We start from the raw sequence: 20812 nt of genomic DNA on the forward strand, positions 1-20812 counted from the left end.
GTTTTGCAGGAAGTCTATTATTTGGTTAGGTGAATTAGTGAAGCGTTTAGGCAATTCGCCATAGTTACGACGTCATGGCTCCTAAATCGATTATATTTAGGAGCCATGACTAGTGAAGCAGTTAGCTAGTCCGCATATAAGCGGCTAGCGTCTAACAATTAGGAACTTTAGTTCCAATAACTTTAAGATTACGACGTTTTAGGACATAAATCGATCATATTTATGTCCTAAAACTAGTGAAGCGCCTAGCCAAATCCCTGATAGGATTTGGCGTTAGTTACTTAGACTACTTTACAATAAAGTGATTAAAAGATTACGACATGAACCAAACCAAATCGATATTATTTGGTTTGGTGAATTAGTAAAGCGATTAGGCAAATCGCCATAGTTACGACGTCATGGTCTCTAAATCGATTATATTTAGAGACCATGACTAGTGAAGCAGTTAGCTAGTCCGCATATAAGCGGCTAGCGTCTAACAATTAGGAACTTTAGTTCCAATAACTTTAAGATTACGACGTTTTAGGACATAAATCGATCATATTTATGTCCTAAAACTAGTGAAGCGCCTAGCCAAATCCCTGATAGGATTTGGCGTTAGTTACTTAGACTACTTTACAATAAAGTGATTAAAAGATTACGACTGAACCAAACCAAATCGATATTATTTGGTTTGGTGAATTAGTAAAGCGATTAGGCAAATCGCCATAGTTACGACGTCATGGTCTCTAAATCGATTATATTTAGAGACCATGACTAGTGAAGCAGTTAGCTAGTCCGCATATAAGCGGCTAGCGTCTAACAATTAGGAACTTTAGTTCCAATAATTTTAAGATTACGACGTTTTAGAACATAAATCGATCATATTTATGTCCTAAAACTAGTGAAGCGCCTAGCCAAAGTCCGAATAGGATTTGGCGTTAGTTACTTAGATTGCTTTGCAATCAAGTAACTTTGGCGATTTACATCTTCTCTGGCGCTTCTACTCCAAGCAAGCGAAGGGCTTCTTTGAGAACGACTGCGGTTGCGTAGCTGAGGGCTAGACGGCTGTCGCGTTCTGGGCTTTCATCCAAGATACGTGTATGTGCATAGTATTTGTTAAAGGATTGAGCCAGGCTAATTGCAAATTTAGCAATGATAGAAGGTTCAAAGTTATCTGCCGCACGGTTGATAATACGTGGGAAGTCTTGAATGAGTTTAATGATTTCCCAGCTTTCAGCATCATTCAAGCTATAGTTGCCAGCTGTTTCTGGTTTGAAATCCGCTTTGCGTAAGATCGATTGGATACGAGCGTAGGCGTATTGAACATAAGGTCCAGTTTCACCCTCGAAGGATACCATGGCCTCTAAGTCGAAGTCATATCCGTTTGTACGGTCAGTCTTGAGGTCATAGAACTTAATGGATCCAACCCCAACAGCATGTGCTACCTGATCTTTATTTTCCAATTCAGGATTTTTTGTTTCAATTTGGGCTTTTGCACGACTAATAGCCTCTGCAACAGTGGGCTCTAGCAAGATGACATTCCCTTTACGGGTAGAGAGTTTTTTCCCTTCTTTTGTAACCAAACCAAAAGGAACATGAGTAATGTCGTCACTCCAATCGTAGCCCATCTCTTGCAAGACAGCTTTGAGCTGTTTAAAGTGGGCAGATTGCTCTTGACCAACTACGTAGATAGATTTAGCAAATTGATATTCGTTTTTACGGTAAAGGGCTGCAGCCAAGTCACGTGTGATATAGAGAGTTGCACCATCCGATTTCTTGATAAGGGCTGGATGTTCAATTCCATACTTCTCAAGATTCACAACTTGGGCCCCTTCTGACTCAACAAGAAGGCCTTTTTCAGAAAGAATGTCTACAACTGCATCCATCTTATCGTTGTAGAAGGCTTCCCCGTTATAGCTGTCAAAATCAACCTGCAATTCATTGTAAAGGCGGTTAAATTCCACTAAACTTTCATCACGGAACCATTGCCAAAGAGCGAGAGCTTCCTCGTCACCATTTTCCAGTTTACGGAACCATTCGCGTGCTTCTTCATCCAAGCTAGGGTCATTTTCAGCCTCAGCATTGATACGGACATAGAGTTTAAGGAGTTCATCGATTGGATGAGCTTTTACAGCTTCTTCGTCGCCCCATTTTTTGTAGGCAACAATCAACATCCCAAATTGTTTACCCCAGTCTCCCAAGTGGTTGACCTTGACTGTTTGATAACCGATTTTTTGGAAAATATGTGATAAGCTATCTCCGATAACAGTTGAGCGCAGGTGACCAATAGAGAATGGTTTAGCGATATTGGGACTAGACATATCGATAACAACATTTTCTTGTTTGCCAATAGTTTGGTCAGCATAGTGTTCTTTTTCAGTGATAACAGCTTGCAATACTTGAGCAGAGATGGCAGATTTATCAAGGAAAAAGTTGACGTAAGGTCCTGTTGCAACAACCTTTTCAAAGGCTTGGCTGTTAATTTTTTCAGCCAGTTCAGCCGCAATCATTTGAGGTGCTTTACGTTCGACTTTGGCAAGAGAAAAAGCAGGGAAAGCAATGTCTCCCATTTCTGAGTTTTTAGGGGTTTCCAGTAAATTTAAAATAGCCTCTTGGTCTAGGCTATCAATGACGCTAGCCAACTCGCTAGCAATCAATTCTTTTGTATTCATTAAGAGCTCCTTTTTGGACTTTTCTACTATTTTATCACAATTTTAAAGAAAGAAGAAAAAATTTTTGAAATCTCCTATTTTTTTGGTATAATATAGTTATAAAAATAGTTATAAATATTCACATAAGAGGATTTTATGAGAAAAAGAGATCGTCATCAGTTAATAAAAAAAATGATTACTGAGGAGAAATTAAGTACACAAAAAGAAATTCAAGATCGGTTGGAGGCACACAATGTTTGTGTGACGCAGACAACCCTGTCTCGTGATTTGCGCGAAATCGGCTTGACCAAGGTCAAGAAAAATGATATGGTGTATTATGTACTAGCAAATGAGACAGAAAAGATTGATTTGGTGGAATTTTTGTCTCATCATTTAGAAGGTGTTGCAAGAGCAGAGTTTACCTTGGTGCTTCATACCAAACTGGGAGAAGCTTCTGTTTTGGCAAATATTGTAGATGCAAACAAGGATGAATGGATTTTAGGAACAGTTGCTGGTGCCAATACCTTATTGGTCATTTGTCGAGACCAGCACGTTGCCAAACTCATGGAAGATCGTTTGCTAGATTTGATGAAAGATAAGTAAGGTCTTGAGAGTTGCTCTCAAGACTTATTTTTGACAAGGAGAGACGGACAATGGCGACAGAAAAGCTATCACCTGGCATGCAACAGTATGTGGAGATTAAAAAGCAATATCCAGATGCGTTTTTGCTCTTTCGGATGGGTGATTTTTATGAATTATTTTATGAGGATGCGGTCAATGCTGCGCAGATTCTGGAAATTTCCTTAACGAGTCGCAACAAGAATGCCGACAATCCGATTCCTATGGCGGGTGTCCCCTATCATTCTGCCCAACAGTATATCGATGTCTTGATTGAGCAGGGTTATAAGGTGGCTATCGCAGAGCAGATGGAAAATCCTAAACAAGCAGTTGGGGTTGTGAAACGAGAGGTTGTTCAGGTCATTACGCCAGGAACAGTGGTCGATAGCAGTAAGCCGGATAGTCAGAATAATTTTTTGGTTGCCATAGACCGCGAAGGCAATCAATTTGGCCTAGCTTATATGGATCTGGTGACGGGTGACTTTTATGTGACAGGTCTTTTGGATTTCACGCTGGTTTGTGGGGAAATCCGTAATCTCAAGGCGCGAGAAGTGGTGTTGGGCTATGACTTGTCTGAGGAAGAAGAACAAATCCTCAGCCGCCAGATGAATCTGGTGCTCTCTTATGAAAAAGAAAGCTTTGAAGACCTTCATTTACTGGATTCACGATTGGCAGCTGTGGAGCAAGCGGCATCTAGTAAGTTGCTCCAATATGTCCATCGAACCCAGATGAGGGAATTGAACCACCTCAAGCCTGTTATCCGCTATGAAATCAAAGATTTCTTGCAGATGGATTATGCGACCAAGGCTAGTCTGGATTTGGTTGAGAATGCTCGTTCGGGCAAGAAGCAAGGCAGCCTTTTCTGGCTTTTGGATGAAACCAAAACAGCTATGGGTATGCGGCTCTTGCGTTCTTGGATTCATCGCCCCTTGATTGATAAGGAACGAATTATCCAACGTCAAGAAGTGGTGCAGGTCTTTCTCGACCATTTCTTTGAGCGCAGTGATTTGACAGACAGTCTCAAGGGTGTTTATGACATTGAGCGCTTGGCTAGTCGTGTTTCTTTTGGCAAAACCAATCCCAAGGATCTCTTGCAGTTGGCGGCCACCTTATCTAGTGTGCCACGGATTCGTGCGATTTTAGAAGGAATGGAGCAACCTGCTCTAGCTTATCTCATCGCACAACTGGATGGAATCCCTGAGTTGGAGAGCTTGATTAGCGCAGCGATTGCTCCTGAAGCTCCTCATGTGATTACAGATGGGGGGATTATCCGAACTGGATTTGATGAGACTTTAGACAAGTACCGTCGTGTGCTTAGAGAAGGGACTAGCTGGATTGCTGAAATTGAGGCTAAGGAGCGAGAAAACTCTGGTATCAGTACGCTCAAGATTGATTATAATAAAAAGGATGGCTACTATTTCCATGTGACCAATTCACAACTGGGAAATGTGCCTGCTCACTTTTTCCGCAAGGCGACGCTGAAAAACTCAGAACGCTTTGGAACCGAAGAATTAGCTCGTATCGAAGGCGACATGTTGGAGGCGCGTGAGAAGTCAGCTAACCTAGAGTACGAAATTTTTATGCGCATTCGTGAAGAGGTCGGCAAGTACATTCAGCGTTTGCAGGCTCTAGCTCAAGGAATTGCGACCGTTGATGTCTTGCAAAGTCTGGCGGTTGTAGCTGAAACCCAGCATTTGATTCGACCTGAATTCGGAGATGATTCGCGAATTGATATCCAGAAAGGGCGCCATGCTGTCGTTGAAAAGGTTATGGGGGCTCAGACCTATATTCCCAATACGATTCAGATGGCAGAAGATACCAGTATTCAACTGATTACAGGACCCAACATGAGCGGGAAGTCAACCTACATGCGTCAGTTAGCCATGACGGCGATAATGGCCCAGTTGGGCTCTTATGTGCCAGCAGAAAGTGCCCATTTACCTATTTTTGATGCTATCTTTACCCGTATCGGAGCAGCCGATGATTTGGTTTCAGGCCAATCAACCTTCATGGTGGAGATGATGGAGGCCAACAATGCCATTTCGCATGCAACAAAGAATTCCTTGATTCTTTTTGATGAGTTAGGTCGTGGAACTGCAACTTATGACGGGATGGCTCTTGCCCAGTCCATCATCGAATACATCCATGAACATATCGGAGCCAAGACCCTCTTTGCGACCCACTACCATGAGTTGACTAGTCTGGAGTCTAGTTTACAACACTTGGTCAATGTCCACGTGGCAACCTTGGAGCAGGATGGGCAGGTCACCTTCCTTCACAAGATTGAACCAGGGCCAGCTGATAAATCCTATGGTATCCATGTTGCCAAGATTGCTGGTTTACCGGCTGATCTTTTAGCGAGAGCGGATAAGATTTTAACGCAACTGGAGAGTCAGGGGCAAGAAAGTCCTGCTCCTATGAAACAAACAAGTACTGTCTCAGAACAAATTTCACTCTTTGATACGACTGAAGAACATCCTATCCTAGCAGAATTAGCTAAACTGGATGTTTACAATATGACACCTATGCAGGCTATGAATGTCTTGGTCGAGTTAAAACAGAAACTATAAAGAGAAAATTACTAGTCATTCTAGCTGTATCAAGGAGACTTCTTTGACAATCCCCCACTTTTTTGCTAGAATAACATCACACAAACAGAATGAGAAGGAGCTGACACATTGTCGCTCCCTTTTGTCTATTTTTTAAGGAGAAAGTATGCTGATTCAGAAAATAAAAACCTACAAGTGGCAGGCCTTGACTTCGCTTCTGATGACAGGCTTGATGGTTGCTAGTTCACTTCTGCAACCGCGTTATCTGCAGGAAGTCTTAGACGCCCTCCTTGCTGGAAAATATGAAGCTATTTATAGTATCGGGGCTTGGTTGATTGGTGTGGCCGTAGTCGGTCTGGTTGCTGGTGGTCTCAATGTTGTCCTTGCAGCCTATATTGCCCAAGGAGTTTCATCTGACCTTCGGGAGGATGCCTTCCGTAAAATCCAAACCTTTTCTTATGCTAATATTGAACAATTTAATGCGGGAAATCTAGTCGTTCGCATGACAAATGACATCAACCAGATTCAGAACGTGGTCATGATGACCTTCCAGATTCTTTTCAGACTTCCCCTCTTGTTCATCGGTTCCTTTATCCTGGCGGTTCAAACCCTACCTTCTCTGTGGTGGGTAATTGTTCTCATGGTAATCTTAATTTTTGGCTTGACTGCCGTCATGATGGGAATGATGGGGCCTCGTTTTGCCAAGTTTCAAACCCTTCTTGAACGCATCAATGCCATTGCCAAGGAAAATCTGCGTGGCGTTCGTGTGGTCAAGTCCTTTGTCCAAGAAAAAGAGCAGTTTGCTAAGTTTACGGAAGTTTCAGACGAGCTTCTCGGTCAAAATCTTTACATCGGTTATGCTTTTTCAGTAGTGGAACCTTTCATGATGTTGGTCGGTTATGGGGCGGTATTCCTCTCTATTTGGCTAGTTGCAGGGATGGTTCAGTCGGATCCATCAGTTGTTGGCTCTATTGCTTCCTTTGTTAATTACCTGAGCCAGATTATCTTTACCATTGTTATGGTTGGATTTTTAGGGAATTCTGTCAGCCGTGCCATGATTTCTATGCGTCGTATTCGAGAAATTCTTGACGCAGAGCCAGCTATGACCTTCAAGGATGTGCCAGATGAAGAGTTGGTCGGAAGTCTTAGCTTTGAAAATGTAACCTTTACCTATCCAATGGATAAGGAACCGATGCTGAAAGATGTGAGCTTTACTATTGAATCTGGTCAAATGGTTGGTGTCGTTGGAGCGACTGGTGCAGGGAAGTCAACCTTGGCTCAATTGATTCCACGTCTCTTTGATCCGCAAGAAGGCTCTATTAAAATCGGTGGCAAGGATATTCGAGAAGTGAGTGAAGGAACCCTGCGTAAAACAGTGTCTATCGTTCTCCAACGTGCCATTCTCTTCAGTGGAACGATTGCAGATAACTTGAGACAGGGTAAGGGAGATGCTACTCTATTTGAAATGGAACGCGCAGCTAGTATTGCCCAGGCTAGTGAATTCATTCATCGTATGGAGAAAACCTTTGAAAGTCCAGTTGAGGAACGAGGAACCAACTTCTCAGGTGGACAAAAACAAAGGATGTCGATTGCGCGTGGGATTGTCAGCAATCCACGTATTCTGATTTTTGACGATTCGACCTCGGCCTTGGATGCTAAGTCAGAGCGCCTGGTTCAAGAAGCCTTGAATAAGGACTTGAAGGGAACAACAACCATTATCATCGCGCAAAAGATTAGCTCGGTTTTTCATGCAGATAAAATCTTGGTTCTAGATCAAGGACGATTGATTGGTCAAGGTACGCATGCAGACTTGGTTGCCAACAATGCTGTTTACCGTGAAATCTACGAAACACAGAAAGGAAAGGAGGAGTAAAATGAAGACAGTTCAATTTTTTTGGAATTATTTTAAAGTTTATAAGCTATCATTTGTAGTTGTTATCCTGATGATTGTTCTGGCGACTCTTGCCCAAGCTCTCTTTCCGGTCTTTTCTGGACAAGCAGTGACGCAACTAGTTAATTTAGTCCAAGCTTATCAAGATGGCAATCCAGAACTTGTTTGGCAAAGCCTATCAGGAATCATGGTCAATCTTGGTCTGCTGGTTTTGGTTTTATTTATTTCTAGTGTCATATACATGTGTCTCATGACGCGCGTGATTGCAGAATCGACCAACGAGATGCGCAAAGGTCTCTTTGGGAAGCTTGCTCAGTTGACGGTTTCTTTCTTTGACCGTCGACAAGATGGCGATATCCTGTCTCATTTTACCAGTGATTTGGATAATATCCTCCAAGCCTTTAACGAAAGCTTGATTCAGGTCATGAGCAATATTGTTTTATACATTGGTCTGATTCTTGTCATGTTTTCGAGAAATGTGACGCTGGCTCTTATCACCATTGCCAGCACCCCATTGGCTTTCCTTATGCTGATTTTCATCGTGAAAATGGCACGCAAATACACCAATCTCCAGCAGAAAGAGGTAGGGAAGCTCAACGCCTATATGGATGAGAGTATCTCAGGCCAAAAAGCCGTGATTGTGCAAGGAATTCAAGAGGATATGATGGCAGGATTTCTTGAACAAAATGAGCGCGTACGCAAGGCGACCTTTAAAGGAAGGATGTTCTCAGGAATTCTGTTCCCTGTCATGAATGGGATGAGTCTGGTTAATACAGCCGTCGTTATCTTTGCTGGTTCGGCCGTTCTATTAAACGATAAGACTATTGAAACAAGTACAGCCCTAGGTTTGATTGTGATGTTTGCCCAATTTTCACAACAGTACTACCAGCCTATTATTCAAGTTGCAGCTAGTTGGGGAAGTCTTCAGTTGGCCTTTACAGGGGCTGAACGGATACAGGAAATGTTTGATGCAGAGGAAGAAATCCGACCTGAAAAGGCTCCAATCTTCACTCAGTTGCAAGAAGGTGTTGAAATCAGTCATATCGATTTTTCATACTTGCCTGATAAACCTATTTTGAAAGATGTCAACATTTCTGCCCCTAAAGGCCAGATGACTGCAGTTGTTGGGCCAACGGGTTCAGGGAAAACCACTATTATGAACCTCATCAATCGCTTTTATGATGTTGATGCTGGCGGTATTTATTTTGATGATAAAGACATTCGTGACTATGATTTAGATAGTCTTAGAAGTAAAGTGGGAATTGTCTTGCAAGATTCCGTTCTTTTTAGCGGAACCATTCGAGACAATATCCGTTTCGGTGTGCCAGATGCCAGTCAGGAAATGGTTGAGTCAGCAGCCAAAGCAAGCCACATTCACGACTATATCGAAAGTTTGCCTGATAAGTACGATACTCTTATTGATGATGAGCAGAGTATCTTCTCGACAGGGCAGAAGCAATTGATTTCCATTGCTCGAACCCTGATGACAGATCCAGAAGTTCTCATTCTCGATGAAGGCACTTCAAACGTAGATACGGTGACAGAAAGCAAGATTCAGCATGCCATGGAGGCAGTTGTAGCAGGCAAAACCAGTTTCGTTATTGCCCACCGCTTGAAAACTATTCTCAATGCTGATCAGATTATTGTCCTTAAAGATGGAGAGGTCATTGAACGTGGTAACCACCATGAACTCTTGAAACTAGGTGGATTCTACTCAGAACTCTATCACAATCAATTTGTTTTTGAATAAGAAAGAAGTTGTCCTATGGGGCAGCTTTTTCTTGTCCATAAAAAATTTTTATCACAGTCTTAAAAAAAACATATTAGACGAAAGACGCTTTGAGTGATATGATAGGACTATCGTTATACTCAATGAAAATCAAAGAGTAAACTAGGAAGCTAGCCGNNGTCAGTAACATATATACGGTAAGGCGATGCTGACGTGGTTTGAAGAGATTTTCGAAGAGTATTAATATTCGAAAGGAGAGACATCATGCCTAGAACCGTTGTAGGAGTTGCTGCAAATCTATGTCCCGTAGACACAGAAGGCAAAAACATTCATTCATCTGTATCTTGTAGATTCGCAGAGAGCATTCGTCAAGTCGGTGGTCTCCCTCTAGTCATTCCTGTTGGTGATGAGTCAGTTGTACGCGATTATGTAGAAATGATTGACAAATTGATTTTGACAGGAGGCCAAAATGTTCATCCTCAGTTCTATGGAGAGAAAAAGACCATCGAGAGCGATGATTACAATCTGGTCCGTGATAAATTTGAATTGGCACTCTTGAAAGAAGCGCTCCGTCAGAATAAACCAATTATGGCAATCTGTCGCGGTGTCCAACTTGTCAATGTTGCCTTTGGTGGAACCCTTAATCAAGAAATCGAAGGTCACTGGCAAGGGCTACCTTTCGGAACATCTCACTCTATTGAGACAGTAGAAGGAAGCGTGGTGGCCAAGCTATTTGGAAAAGAAAGTCAGGTCAATTCTGTCCATCGTCAAAGCATTAAAGATTTGGCACCTAATTTCCGTGTGACTGCTATTGATCCAAGAGACCAGACCATCGAAGCGATTGAGTCTATCGACGAACACCGTATTATCGGTTTGCAGTGGCATCCAGAGTTTTTGGTTAATGAAGAAGATGGCAATTTAGAATTATTTGAGTATTTATTGAATGAACTGTAACGGCTGGTGTATCTGGTCGTTCTTTCTTTTATTATTTCAAAATTTTTGGAATGTGAGATTTTTACGCAAACGTTTGAATTCTGATAAAAATTGGAGAAATTCGACAAAAAAACTTGAAAAAAACGAAGGTAAGCGTTATGATAGAAAAGAAGAAATATTGGAGGAATAACATGTCACATATTAAATTTGATTATTCAAAAGTTTTAGACAAATTTGTTGCACCACATGAAGTGGAATACATGCAAGCACAAGTTACAGCTGCTGACGAATTGATCCGTAAAGGAACTGGTGCTGGTAGCGACTTCTTGGGATGGTTGGACCTTCCTGAAAACTACGACCGCGAAGAATTTGACCGTATCTTGAAAGCTGCTGAGCAAATTAAGTCAGACAGCGATGTTTTGGTTGTGATCGGTATCGGTGGATCTTACCTTGGTGCCAAAGCAGCAATCGACTTCTTGAACCACCACTTTGCAAACTTGCAAACAAAAGAAGAACGTAAAGCTCCACAAATCCTTTACGCTGGAAACTCAATCTCATCTACTTACCTTGCTGACTTGGTAGAGTACGTAGCTGACAAAGACTTCTCAGTAAACGTGATTTCTAAATCAGGTACAACAACTGAACCAGCGATTGCTTTCCGTGTCTTCAAAGAACTCTTGGTTAAGAAATACGGTCAAGAAGAAGCCAACAAACGTATTTACGCAACAACTGACCGCCAAAAAGGTGCTGTTAAGGTTGAAGCAGACGCTAACGGTTGGGAAACATTTGTTGTTCCAGATGATATCGGTGGACGCTTCTCAGTATTGACAGCCGTTGGTTTGCTTCCAATCGCAGCATCAGGAGCTGACATCAAAGCCCTTATGGAAGGTGCGAATGCAGCTCGCAAAGACTACACTTCAGATAAAATCTCTGAAAACGAAGCTTACCAATACGCAGCAGTTCGTAACATCCTTTACCGTAAAGGTTATGCAACTGAGATCTTGGTAAACTACGAGCCATCACTTCAATACTTCTCAGAGTGGTGGAAACAATTGGCTGGTGAATCAGAAGGAAAAGACCAAAAAGGTATCTACCCAACTTCAGCCAACTTCTCAACTGACTTGCACTCATTGGGTCAATTTATCCAAGAAGGAACTCGTATCATGTTTGAAACAGTTGTCCGTGTTGACAAACCTCGTAAAAACGTGATTATCCCTAGCTTGGAAGAAGACCTTGATGGACTTGGTTACCTTCAAGGAAAAGACGTTGACTTTGTAAACAAAAAAGCGACTGATGGTGTTCTTCTTGCCCACACAGATGGTGATGTACCAAACATGTACGTGACTCTTCCAGAGCAAGACGCCTTCACTCTTGGTTACACTATCTACTTCTTCGAATTGGCTATCGCCCTTTCTGGTTACTTGAATGCTATCAACCCATTTGACCAACCAGGTGTTGAAGCCTACAAACGTAACATGTTCGCCCTTCTTGGAAAACCTGGATTTGAAGAGCTCGGTGCAGAACTGAATGCACGTCTTTGATTCTCATATATGTTGAGCTAATTCAGAATAAAAAAGATCCACAAGTTCATTTCTTGTGGATTTTTAGTACAAGCCTTTTAATTAGTTTATCATTTTTTTGAACAGTGTAAAAAAGAGTGTCTTAATTCTTTTATGAAAGCGCTGTATAATTGCCTTGTAAATAAAACTTGAGAGGTATCAAAATGAATGATTGGTTAAATATAAAAGGCAAAACAGTTCTTGTGACGGGTGCGTCATCTGGGATCGGTAAGGCAATCGTTGAAGAATTGCTGGAATTAGGTGTCAATGTAGCGAATTTTGACCTTAGCGACAACGATTTGCGTCACCCGAATCTATTATTTGTAAAAGTTGATGTAACTTCTCGCTCTGAAGTAGAAGTAGGAGTCGCTAAAATAGTTGAAAGATTTGGCAATATTGATGCGGTGGTCAACAATGCGGGGATTAATGTCCCTAGATTATTAATTGATGCAGAAAATCCTAAAGGTCCTTACGAGTTAGACGATGAAACGTTTGAAAAAGTAACAATGATTAACCAAAAAGGTCTGTATTTGGTTAGCCAGGCAGTAGGCCGGATTCTGGTTCAAAATAGAAAAGGTGTAATTGTAAACATGGCTTCAGAAGCAGGCTTGGAAGGTTCTGAAGGACAAAGTGCCTATGCTGCCACGAAAGCAGCAGTCTATAGTTACACTCGTTCATGGGCGAAAGAGCTTGGTAAACATGGTGTACGTGTGGTTGGAATTGCTCCAGGAATTATGGAAGCTACGGGTCTTCGAACTCTTTCTTACGAGGAAGCTCTTGCTTATACCCGTGGAAAGACGGTAGAAGATATTCGAGCTGGTTATGCTTCAACTTCAACGACTCCATTGGGACGGAGTGGGAAACTACGGGAAGTAGCTGATCTTGTAGCGTTCTATATTTCAGACCGTTCTAGCTATATAACAGGTGTCACTACAAATATTGCCGGAGGTAAAACTCGCGGTTAAAAAAATGAAGGTGAGGAAGAGAGTTGACCTTAGTAAATCGATGGTATAACATTTTAGAAAAAATGGTCTCACAGCCAACTTATTTCTTGGTAGATATGCGCTCGGAGCTGGATATTAGTATGCAAACCTTGCAAAAGAGTATCCAACAATTAAATGATGTTTTGGCTCCTAATATCCAGATTATCTCACAAGATGATCAATTAATGTTAGAAGTGTATGACTATACAGAGTTGGAAAAGATTTTATCTGGTAGTTTAAAACAGGAGAGTGACTTCAATTCTTCCAGTAAAAGAATCGCCTATTTGCTAAAACGTTTAATTGAGTCAACCTCCCCTCTTCTTATTGACGATTTGGCTGAGGAAGTAGGTGTTAGTAGAAGTACCCTTAATAAGGATTTAAAACAAGTAAAATCTTTGGCAGAGAGTTACTCTATCACTATTTCAGGAAAGCCCAATCGTGGGCTGGAGGTCTTGGGGAGCGAGCTGAATTTGCGCTTGCTCTATATTCACCAAGTGGCTCCTTACTTTGAAGGAAGGACACTCACTGAGGCAACATCTTCTTTTCTGGAGACGCTAGTCCAGGATTATAAAATCCCTAAAGAAACACAGGAGCTCCTTCGAAAGACCCTTTCAATTATGGTGGATCGTATTCATACATCTAGGGTGTTGAATTGTCCTATTCCCTACTATAGGAATGATTTAACAGAGACACATTTGGCTGAGAAATTAATCTATCATATTGAGGTGACTTATAAGATTTCCCTCAGTCAGTTTGAGATAGACTTTTTGTGTTTTCCGTTTAATGTCCGTTTTATTGACACTTTAAGCAAGCCGTCTTATCAATCTGAACAGCTTGCATACATTTTTCAAGGGATTGTCAAGAAAGTCAAAGAAACTATGTTGGTTCACTTTGATGATGAAGAATTATTTGAAGAAATCAAGTCTCATTTAGGGTCCTTAATCAATCGACTGATTTTCCATGTGCAAGCTAATGATATATTTCATGGCGAGGTTCAAACTCAATATCCTTTTGCTTTTGAAATGGCGAAAATTGCTGGAGAAGAACTATCTACAATTTTTGGTTCTGAATTGGAATTATCTGAAATCGGATATCTGGCTTTGTATTTTGAAATGATTTTAAGAAAACAAAATTCTGCTGTTAAGGGTTCTCGCAAGCAGATAGCTGTGGTTTGCACAACAGGAAGAGGAACTGCTGCGATGATTATCCAGCAACTCAGACGAGTCATTGGAAATGATGTAGACATTACTCAGTATTCTGAAGAGGATTTTAATGTGGAATTGAATCAGGACTATTTCGCGATTTTTACGACAGTTCCTCTAAAATATAAAGATTCTAAATCTCCAGTCATTCAAGTTAATCATCTTTTTGATGATCAATGGCTGCAGGAAGAATGGCAGAAAGCCAATGCTTTTCATCAAAAAAATCTAGAAACAGTCAGCTTACGTTTTATTCGATTAAGCCCCCAAAAAACCTATCAGCAATACTTGCTAAATATGTCTGCGGAGTTAGAGAAACTTCAGATGATTGATGAAGGTTTTAGAAATCGGATAATTGATAGGGAGAAAAAGCAATCAACCATTTTTGGTGGAGGAATTGCGTTCCCCCATACAATTAACCAGGGTTATGCAAAGACTATTTTAATGTTCGGAAAACTAGAAGAGCCTTATCAAAAAGGAGATGAATGGATTGAATTTATCTTTCTAGTCGCCATACCCTCAGAAATTGAAAGAAAAATGGAAAGTGAATTGCTGGAATTGTATGACGACATTTTTCGAATTGCAGGAGAGCCTTCTCTAAAAGAAGCATTGAGGGCTGTAGAAACAGAGACAGAGTTTCTATCATTTTCTAAGAGCAAAGGAGTATTTTAATGAATTCGATAATAATTTTCGCTGTATTTGTCATGGCAGCTTATATATTTCAAATGTTCCTCGGCTGGCAGCAACTGAAAGACTTCAATAAGACCTATACGATGCTCCGGAAACTGGGGCGCGTAGCGATTGGCAGGAAATCCGGAAGAATCAAATCCGGTACGATTGTCATGTTCGCGGTTGATGAAAACGGTCGGGTTCTTAAAGCTAGCAAAATGCAAGGAGTCACAATCTTAGCGCGTTTTCAAAATATGGACGATTATGTTGGAGAAGACATCCATTATTTTGACAAGTATAATCCTCTTGTGAGAAAAGAAAATAAGTTGATGCAATCAGCTATAGAAGATGCTAGAAAAGTCTATCTTTGGCATGAGGCAGGTATTGAGAAAGAGACAAGTTCTTCTGATTCTTTTCTGGGATTCGGCTTTTATGCGGCTTACTTACAATTATCTATTAAACAGTTATTTAAAAAAAAATAAGAAAAGGAGTTACTTATGAATTATATTACAGAATTTGCAGAGAGTTTTATGAAACTCTTCCAATTAGGTGGAGAAACCTTTATTAGCTGGATGACAAATATTGTACCTCTTGTCTTGATGCTATTGATTGCAATGAATACCCTTATCGCTTTCTTGGGAGAAGAGAAGGTCAATTCCCTAGCTAAGATTTCTGCCAAAAATCCTGTTAGCCGGTATATGATTTTACCTTTCATTTCAGCCTTTATGCTGGGGAATCCGATGGCGATTAGTATGGGACGTTTCTTACCAGAATATTATAAACCTAGTTTTGTAGCAGCTCAGATGCAGTTCTGCCATACTTCAAATGGTGTATTCCCGCATATCAATCCTGGGGAGTTGTTTGTATGGGTGGGAATTGCAACAGGAATTCAAAATTTAGGTTTAAGTCAAACGGACTTAGCCATTCGTTACATGCTTGTTGGGATTGTCATGAACTTTGTAGGCGGTTGGGTAACCGATTTTACAACTGCTTATGTAGCAAAACAGCAAGGTGTTACCTTGAGTAAAACATTTGATTGATAGAAAGAGTGAAATTATGTCATATAAGAGTATAAAAGTTGTTAAAGGAAATGGTGGTTTCGGGGGCCCTTTGGTCATTACACCTAGTGAGGCTAAGCATAAATTCATCTATATCACTGGTGGCGGAGAAAAGCCAGATATTGTAGATAAAATTGCTGATTTGACCGGTATGGAAGCTGTTAACGGGTTTAAAACTTCTATCCCAGATGAGGAAATTGCTTTAGCAATCGTAGATTGCGGCGGTACTCTTCGCTGCGGTATTTATCCTAAAAAGGGGATCCCTACAATCAATATTGTCGCTACAGGGAAAAGTGGCCCTCTAGCTCAATATATCACCGAGGAAATCTATGTGTCAGCAGTTGGCCTTAATCAAATTTCTGCTGCTAATGAAGACGAAAAAGCGACAACTGTGGTAACTGAAAAGCCAACTTACGATACTAGTAAAAAAATTACAGAGCAAAAAGCTGAAACAAGTATTGTAGCACGAATTGGGATGGGCGCTGGGAAGGTCGTTGCGACTTTCAACCAGGCTGCTCGTGAAGCCATTCAGACAATGCTCAATACAATCATTCCTTTCATGGCCTTTGTTTCCTTGCTGATTGGGGTTATTCAAGGTTCAGGTGTTGGAAATTGGCTGGCAAAATTAATGGTTCCCCTGGCGGGGAACATCTGGGGGCTCATTTTGATTGGCTTTATCTGTTCCTTGCCATTCCTATCTCCTTTGTTAGGCCCCGGAGCTGTTATCAGTCAGATTATCGGAACCTTAATTGGAGTCGAAATCGGAAAAGGAAATATTCCACCCCAAATGGCTCTACCAGCTATATTTGCTATCAACACCCAAAACGGTTGTGATTTCATCCCTGTAGCACTCGGTCTATCTGAAGCCAAAGCTGAAACAGTTGAGGTTGGTGTTCCTTCTGTACTTTATTCACGCTTTCTCAATGGTGTTCCGCGGGTGCTAGTAGCTTGGATAGCTAGTATTGGCCTTTATCAGTAGAACTTTGATAGATGCACGTAAACACAGCAACTATTATGTTAAACTTATCTATAAGCATAAGTTTATGACAGATTTGAGAAAGGATGAATAGGAATTAGATGAAGAAAATTTTTGAAGCTAAAGTAATTCAAGTGGGGCTTGAAGCTCAGAATATGATTCAAGACGCTAATATGCTCATTTTATTTGGAGAAGAAGCTCCGGAAGATTTAGCAGAGTATTGTTTTAAAATCGATAACAAAAATCTTCTAGGTGCAATACTAGAAGGTGGAAAGCTGGTCGTAGATAGTCAGGAATATTCGATTACTGCCGTAGGAAATGTAGTAGAAAAAAATTTAACTGGACTGGGGCATATCACGATTTCTTTTGATGGTTCAAAAGAGGGGAGCCTTCCTGGTACACTCCATGTCGCAGCAGACCAAGCAGTAGTACTTGAGAAAGGTTCTACCATTCAGATTTTCGAAGCTGCCTAAGTAAGATAAAATATCTAATTAAGAATACTAGAAAAATAAGAGTCTAAAAACTTGAATCAGAGCCTGGGCAAAAAGTCCAGGCTTTTGAGTCTAAATTTAAAAAAACAGATAACTTAGTGGTTGATTGGCATCTTCCTTCGCTTTGTAAGTCCCAAAGATTGCCTGATCAACTGTGCGGGGGGAGGTGGAAGACGAACTTTTTAACTTGTTTGAAGTTCTTTCCCACTCTCTTTTTTGATAGGAAAAATAATTTATATTATAATATTGTGAAATTTGTCATTGTTTTTCAATGTTTTCGCAATATGACAAATCAACAAAATTTATAAGGAGAAAAGCATGCCAGAATAAGACGGTCAAGGTCAAGCGCAAAGGGCTTGGCAAGTCAATCAAACTAGCCAGCCAGTGCAAGGGAATTTCCAGCAGATGCATCTACAAGGGGTGCCTGAACAGAAGGAAAAGATCAAAAAGGTATCTACCCAACTTCAGCTAATTTCTCAACTGACTTGCACTCATTGGGTCAATTTATCCAAGAAGGAACTCGTATCATGTTTGAAACAGTAGTCCGTGTTGACAAACCTCGCAAGAACGTGATTATCCCTAGCTTGGAAGAAGATCTTGATGGACTTGGTTACCTTCAAGGAAAAGACGTTGACTTTGTAAACAAAAAAGCGACTGACGGTGTTCTTCTTGCCCACACAGATGGTGACGTACCAAACATGTACGTGACTCTTCCAGAACAAGATGCTTTCACTCTTGGTTACACTATCTACTTCTTCGAATTGGCTATCGCCCTTTCTGGTTACTTGAATGCTATCAACCCATTTGACCAACCAGGTGTTGAAGCTTATAAACATAACATGTTTGCCCTTCTTGGAAAACCAGGATTTGAAGAATTGAGCAAAGAACTTAACGCACGTCTATAATAATAGAAGAAAAGAGTGGTTTGTCCACTCTTTTTACTCTCTTTATCCATAGAAATTGGACTCAGCCAAGACTTGTGATATAATATAGAGAGCAAAAAGGCAGACGCCTAGAGACTTTATAGGAGAAACTATGTCAAAAGATATCCGCGTACGTTACGCACCAAGTCCAACAGGACTACTACACATCGGGAATGCCCGTACAGCATTGTTTAATTACTTGTATGCGCGCCATCATGGTGGAACATTTCTCATTCGTATCGAAGATACTGACCGTAAACGCCATGTCGAGGATGGTGAACGTTCACAACTTGAAAACCTTCGCTGGTTAGGCATGGATTGGGATGAAAGTCCAGAATCACATGAGAATTATCGCCAGTCTGAGCGTTTGGACTTGTATCAAAAATACATCGACCAACTGTTAGCTGAAGGAAAAGCCTACAAATCTTACGTCACAGAAGAAGAGTTGGCAGCTGAACGCGAACGCCAAGAAGCAGCAGGTGAAACACCTCGCTATATCAACGAATACCTTGGTATGAGTGAAGAAGAAAAAGCGGCTTACATCGCAGAACGTGAAGCAGCAGGGATTATCCCAACGGTTCGTTTGGCTGTCAATGAGTCAGGTATCTACAAGTGGCATGATATGGTCAAAGGTGATATCGAATTTGAAGGTGGCAATATCGGTGGTGACTGGGTTATCCAAAAGAAAGACGGTTACCCAACATACAACTTTGCCGTTGTCATCGATGACCATGATATGCAAATTTCTCACGTAATCCGTGGAGACGACCACATTGCTAATACACCAAAACAGCTCATGGTTTATGAAGCGCTTGGTTGGGAAGCTCCAGAGTTCGGTCACATGACCTTAATCATCAACTCTGAGACTGGTAAGAAGTTATCTAAACGTGATACTAATACACTTCAATTTATCGAAGATTACCGAAAGAAAGGTTACCTTCCAGAAGCAGTTTTTAACTTTATTGCTCTTCTTGGTTGGAACCCAGGTGGCGAAGATGAGATTTTCTCTCGTGAAGAATTGATTAAACTTTTCGATGAAAACCGCCTCAGCAAGTCTCCAGCAGCCTTTGACCAGAAAAAACTAGACTGGATGAGCAATGATTATATCAAGAATGCAGACCTAGAAACTATCTTTGAAATGGCAAAACCATTCCTAGAAGAAGCAGGTCGATTGACTGACAAGGCTGAAAAATTAGTTGAGCTCTATAAACCACAAATGAAATCAGTAGATGAGATTATCCCATTGACAGACCTCTTCTTCTCAGACTTCCCAGAATTAACTGAGGCTGAGAAAGAAGTCATGGCAGGTGAAACAGTCCCAACAGTTCTTGAAGCCTTCAAAGCAAAACTCGAAGTGATGACAGATGATGAATTCGTGACAGAGAATATCTTCCCACAAATTAAAGCAGTCCAAAAGGAAACAGGTATTAAAGGGAAAAATCTTTTCATGCCTATTCGTATCGCAGTTTCAGGTGAAATGCATGGACCAGAATTACCAGATACAATTTTCTTGCTTGGACGTGAAAAATCAATCCAGCATATCGAAAATATGTTAAAGGAAATCTCTAAGTAAGAAGGATGCAACAATGGACATCTGGGAAAAGATGTACGAAGAAGCACAGAAACTATACAATCCACATGAAGTATCAGACTTTGTTTATGCCAATCATGTTGTAGCTGCAGTAGAAGCAGAAGATGGACAAATATTTACAGGTTTCTGTATGGAGGGAACCTGTGGTGTTTTCCATCTCTGTGCAGAACGGGCGGCCCTCTTCAATATGTACCAATTTTCAGGACAAACTAAGGTTAAGAAAGTATTAGCCTTTCGAGATAAAGCACCTTATGGTGGAAGTTCAGGAATGCCCTGTGGCGCTTGCAGAGAATTCCTTTTAGAGTTGAACGCTGAAAATAAAGATGCAGAATTCATGATGGACTACGATACAAGAAAGACAGTGAAAGTCGCAGAACTAATGCCCTATTGGTGGGGAGAAGAACGTGCTTCTAAGTTTAATAATCAATAGAAGAGTCAGTATAATTCTGGCTCTTTTTACTATAATTTGAAAAACTGTACTTGAAAAAATGAAAAAAGTTTAAAAAAGTAGAAAATCTAATTGCTACTGCTATTTCCGGTGGTGTGGCAGGCATTGGTAATTTGGTAAAGAAAAAAGGATTGGCAGTTGCTAAAGCTACTTTAAGTAGGGTAGCTAAAAAAGCTGCTATTCGTTTAGGCATTTATAGCAATCGGTTAGCTGAACTTCTTGAACGTATATTTGATTATATTAACATTTTCTACAATGTAGGTTATGCGGTAGCTCAATGGGTTGATGCTAGGGATGTATATCCAAATAATGGACGGATTAATTTCTGGGCTTAAATCTATGTGTAAGATTTTATTATCTTCGTTTTTGTTTGTTTTCTTATTTCATTTGCTAGCACATTACATTTTTGGATTTGATCAGTTGAGTGTTACCCAATTATTATTATCTTCGATTTTTGTTGCAGGTATCAGAAAAATTGGAGATGAGTCATAAGAGAGAAAGCAGAAGTTAGAGGCTAGCTTCTGCTTTTTTATCTACATTGCTTTACCGGTAAATAAAAAAG

The 20812-nt window shown here is 40.7% G+C and carries 16 protein-coding genes and 1 pseudogene; 16 read left to right on the forward strand and 1 reads right to left on the reverse strand.

What is annotated here, in order from left to right; genetic code table 11:
• Positions 1-962 precede the first annotated feature (962 nt).
• Entirely contained in the window at positions 963-2654 is a 1692-nt protein-coding gene (argS, locus tag HT703_RS03570; protein ID WP_054388464.1) for an arginine--tRNA ligase, read from the reverse strand.
• Between the two features lie 135 nt (positions 2655-2789).
• On the opposite strand from argS, the gene argR reads away from it, so the two are divergent.
• The 16 genes and pseudogenes from argR to HT703_RS03650 all read left to right on the forward strand — a co-directional run bounded on the left by argR (position 2790) and on the right by HT703_RS03650 (position 20585).
• Positions 2790-3236, forward strand: coding sequence for an arginine repressor (argR, locus tag HT703_RS03575; RefSeq protein ID WP_023939905.1), 447 nt, complete (start codon positions 2790-2792; stop codon positions 3234-3236).
• Positions 3237-3286: 50 nt separating this feature from the next.
• The gene (gene mutS / locus HT703_RS03580; protein WP_172929929.1) at positions 3287-5821 is read left to right on the forward strand and encodes a DNA mismatch repair protein MutS; all 2535 of its coding nucleotides are present in this window, start codon (positions 3287-3289) and stop codon (positions 5819-5821) included.
• Positions 5822-5966: 145 nt separating this feature from the next.
• Positions 5967-7673: a multidrug efflux ABC transporter subunit PatA gene (gene patA, locus HT703_RS03585; protein ID WP_031222730.1), complete on the forward strand. Its 1707-nt coding sequence runs from the start codon at positions 5967-5969 to the stop codon at positions 7671-7673.
• A gap of 1 nt (position 7674) precedes the next feature.
• Positions 7675-9441, forward strand: a complete 1767-nt coding sequence (gene patB, locus HT703_RS03590) for a multidrug efflux ABC transporter subunit PatB (protein WP_054393129.1) — start codon at positions 7675-7677, stop codon at positions 9439-9441.
• Positions 9442-9684: 243 nt separating this feature from the next.
• Entirely contained in the window at positions 9685-10374 is a 690-nt protein-coding gene (locus HT703_RS03595) for a gamma-glutamyl-gamma-aminobutyrate hydrolase family protein (protein WP_172929930.1), read from the forward strand.
• A gap of 170 nt (positions 10375-10544) precedes the next feature.
• The gene (locus HT703_RS03600) at positions 10545-11894 is read left to right on the forward strand and encodes a glucose-6-phosphate isomerase (RefSeq protein WP_172929931.1); all 1350 of its coding nucleotides are present in this window, start codon (positions 10545-10547) and stop codon (positions 11892-11894) included.
• 182 nt (positions 11895-12076) lie between these two features.
• A complete protein-coding gene (locus tag HT703_RS03605; protein WP_023934055.1) occupies positions 12077-12877 on the forward strand; it encodes an SDR family oxidoreductase in 801 nt (266 codons plus the stop codon).
• A gap of 62 nt (positions 12878-12939) precedes the next feature.
• Positions 12940-14766 (forward strand): PTS sugar transporter subunit IIA, encoded by a 1827-nt coding sequence (locus tag HT703_RS03610; protein ID WP_080673552.1) that lies wholly within the window; start codon positions 12940-12942, stop codon positions 14764-14766.
• Positions 14766-15245, forward strand: coding sequence for a transcriptional regulator GutM (locus HT703_RS03615; RefSeq protein ID WP_023934056.1), 480 nt, complete (start codon positions 14766-14768; stop codon positions 15243-15245). The genes HT703_RS03610 and HT703_RS03615 overlap by 1 nt, the downstream gene beginning before the upstream one ends.
• 15 nt (positions 15246-15260) lie before the next feature.
• Positions 15261-15803, forward strand: a complete 543-nt coding sequence (locus HT703_RS03620; protein WP_023934057.1) for a PTS glucitol/sorbitol transporter subunit IIC — start codon at positions 15261-15263, stop codon at positions 15801-15803.
• 16 nt (positions 15804-15819) lie between these two features.
• A complete protein-coding gene (locus HT703_RS03625) occupies positions 15820-16800 on the forward strand; it encodes a PTS glucitol/sorbitol transporter subunit IIB (RefSeq protein WP_020992831.1) in 981 nt (326 codons plus the stop codon).
• A 98-nt stretch (positions 16801-16898) separates the two neighbouring features.
• On the forward strand, positions 16899-17270 hold the full coding sequence (locus HT703_RS03630; RefSeq protein ID WP_023935311.1) for a PTS glucitol/sorbitol transporter subunit IIA: 372 nt from the start codon (positions 16899-16901) through the stop codon (positions 17268-17270).
• Between the two features lie 446 nt (positions 17271-17716).
• Positions 17717-18193 (forward strand): annotated as a pseudogene (pgi, locus tag HT703_RS03635) (glucose-6-phosphate isomerase); the annotation flags it as partial.
• Positions 18194-18323: 130 nt separating this feature from the next.
• A complete protein-coding gene (gltX, locus tag HT703_RS03640; RefSeq protein ID WP_023934278.1) occupies positions 18324-19784 on the forward strand; it encodes a glutamate--tRNA ligase in 1461 nt (486 codons plus the stop codon).
• Positions 19785-19797: 13 nt separating this feature from the next.
• Positions 19798-20232: a cytidine deaminase gene (locus HT703_RS03645; protein WP_023934276.1), complete on the forward strand. Its 435-nt coding sequence runs from the start codon at positions 19798-19800 to the stop codon at positions 20230-20232.
• 113 nt (positions 20233-20345) lie between these two features.
• The gene (locus tag HT703_RS03650; RefSeq protein ID WP_000907298.1) at positions 20346-20585 is read left to right on the forward strand and encodes a hypothetical protein; all 240 of its coding nucleotides are present in this window, start codon (positions 20346-20348) and stop codon (positions 20583-20585) included.
• Positions 20586-20812: the final 227 nt, after the last annotated feature.

Source organism: Streptococcus sp. 3874 (assembly GCF_013276425.1).
Classification (GTDB): domain Bacteria; phylum Bacillota; class Bacilli; order Lactobacillales; family Streptococcaceae; genus Streptococcus; species Streptococcus pseudopneumoniae.

Coding starts and splice junctions, on each gene's coding strand:
- argS (WP_054388464.1), bottom strand. CDS start 2,654: ATGAATACAAAAGAATTGATTGCTAGCGAGTTGGCTAGCGTCATTGAT.
- argR (WP_023939905.1), top strand. CDS start 2,790: ATGAGAAAAAGAGATCGTCATCAGTTAATAAAAAAAATGATTACTGAG.
- mutS (WP_172929929.1), top strand. CDS start 3,287: ATGGCGACAGAAAAGCTATCACCTGGCATGCAACAGTATGTGGAGATT.
- patA (WP_031222730.1), top strand. CDS start 5,967: ATGCTGATTCAGAAAATAAAAACCTACAAGTGGCAGGCCTTGACTTCG.
- patB (WP_054393129.1), top strand. CDS start 7,675: ATGAAGACAGTTCAATTTTTTTGGAATTATTTTAAAGTTTATAAGCTA.
- HT703_RS03595 (WP_172929930.1), top strand. CDS start 9,685: ATGCCTAGAACCGTTGTAGGAGTTGCTGCAAATCTATGTCCCGTAGAC.
- HT703_RS03600 (WP_172929931.1), top strand. CDS start 10,545: ATGTCACATATTAAATTTGATTATTCAAAAGTTTTAGACAAATTTGTT.
- HT703_RS03605 (WP_023934055.1), top strand. CDS start 12,077: ATGAATGATTGGTTAAATATAAAAGGCAAAACAGTTCTTGTGACGGGT.
- HT703_RS03610 (WP_080673552.1), top strand. CDS start 12,940: ATGGTCTCACAGCCAACTTATTTCTTGGTAGATATGCGCTCGGAGCTG.
- HT703_RS03615 (WP_023934056.1), top strand. CDS start 14,766: ATGAATTCGATAATAATTTTCGCTGTATTTGTCATGGCAGCTTATATA.
- HT703_RS03620 (WP_023934057.1), top strand. CDS start 15,261: ATGAATTATATTACAGAATTTGCAGAGAGTTTTATGAAACTCTTCCAA.
- HT703_RS03625 (WP_020992831.1), top strand. CDS start 15,820: ATGTCATATAAGAGTATAAAAGTTGTTAAAGGAAATGGTGGTTTCGGG.
- HT703_RS03630 (WP_023935311.1), top strand. CDS start 16,899: ATGAAGAAAATTTTTGAAGCTAAAGTAATTCAAGTGGGGCTTGAAGCT.
- gltX (WP_023934278.1), top strand. CDS start 18,324: ATGTCAAAAGATATCCGCGTACGTTACGCACCAAGTCCAACAGGACTA.
- HT703_RS03645 (WP_023934276.1), top strand. CDS start 19,798: ATGGACATCTGGGAAAAGATGTACGAAGAAGCACAGAAACTATACAAT.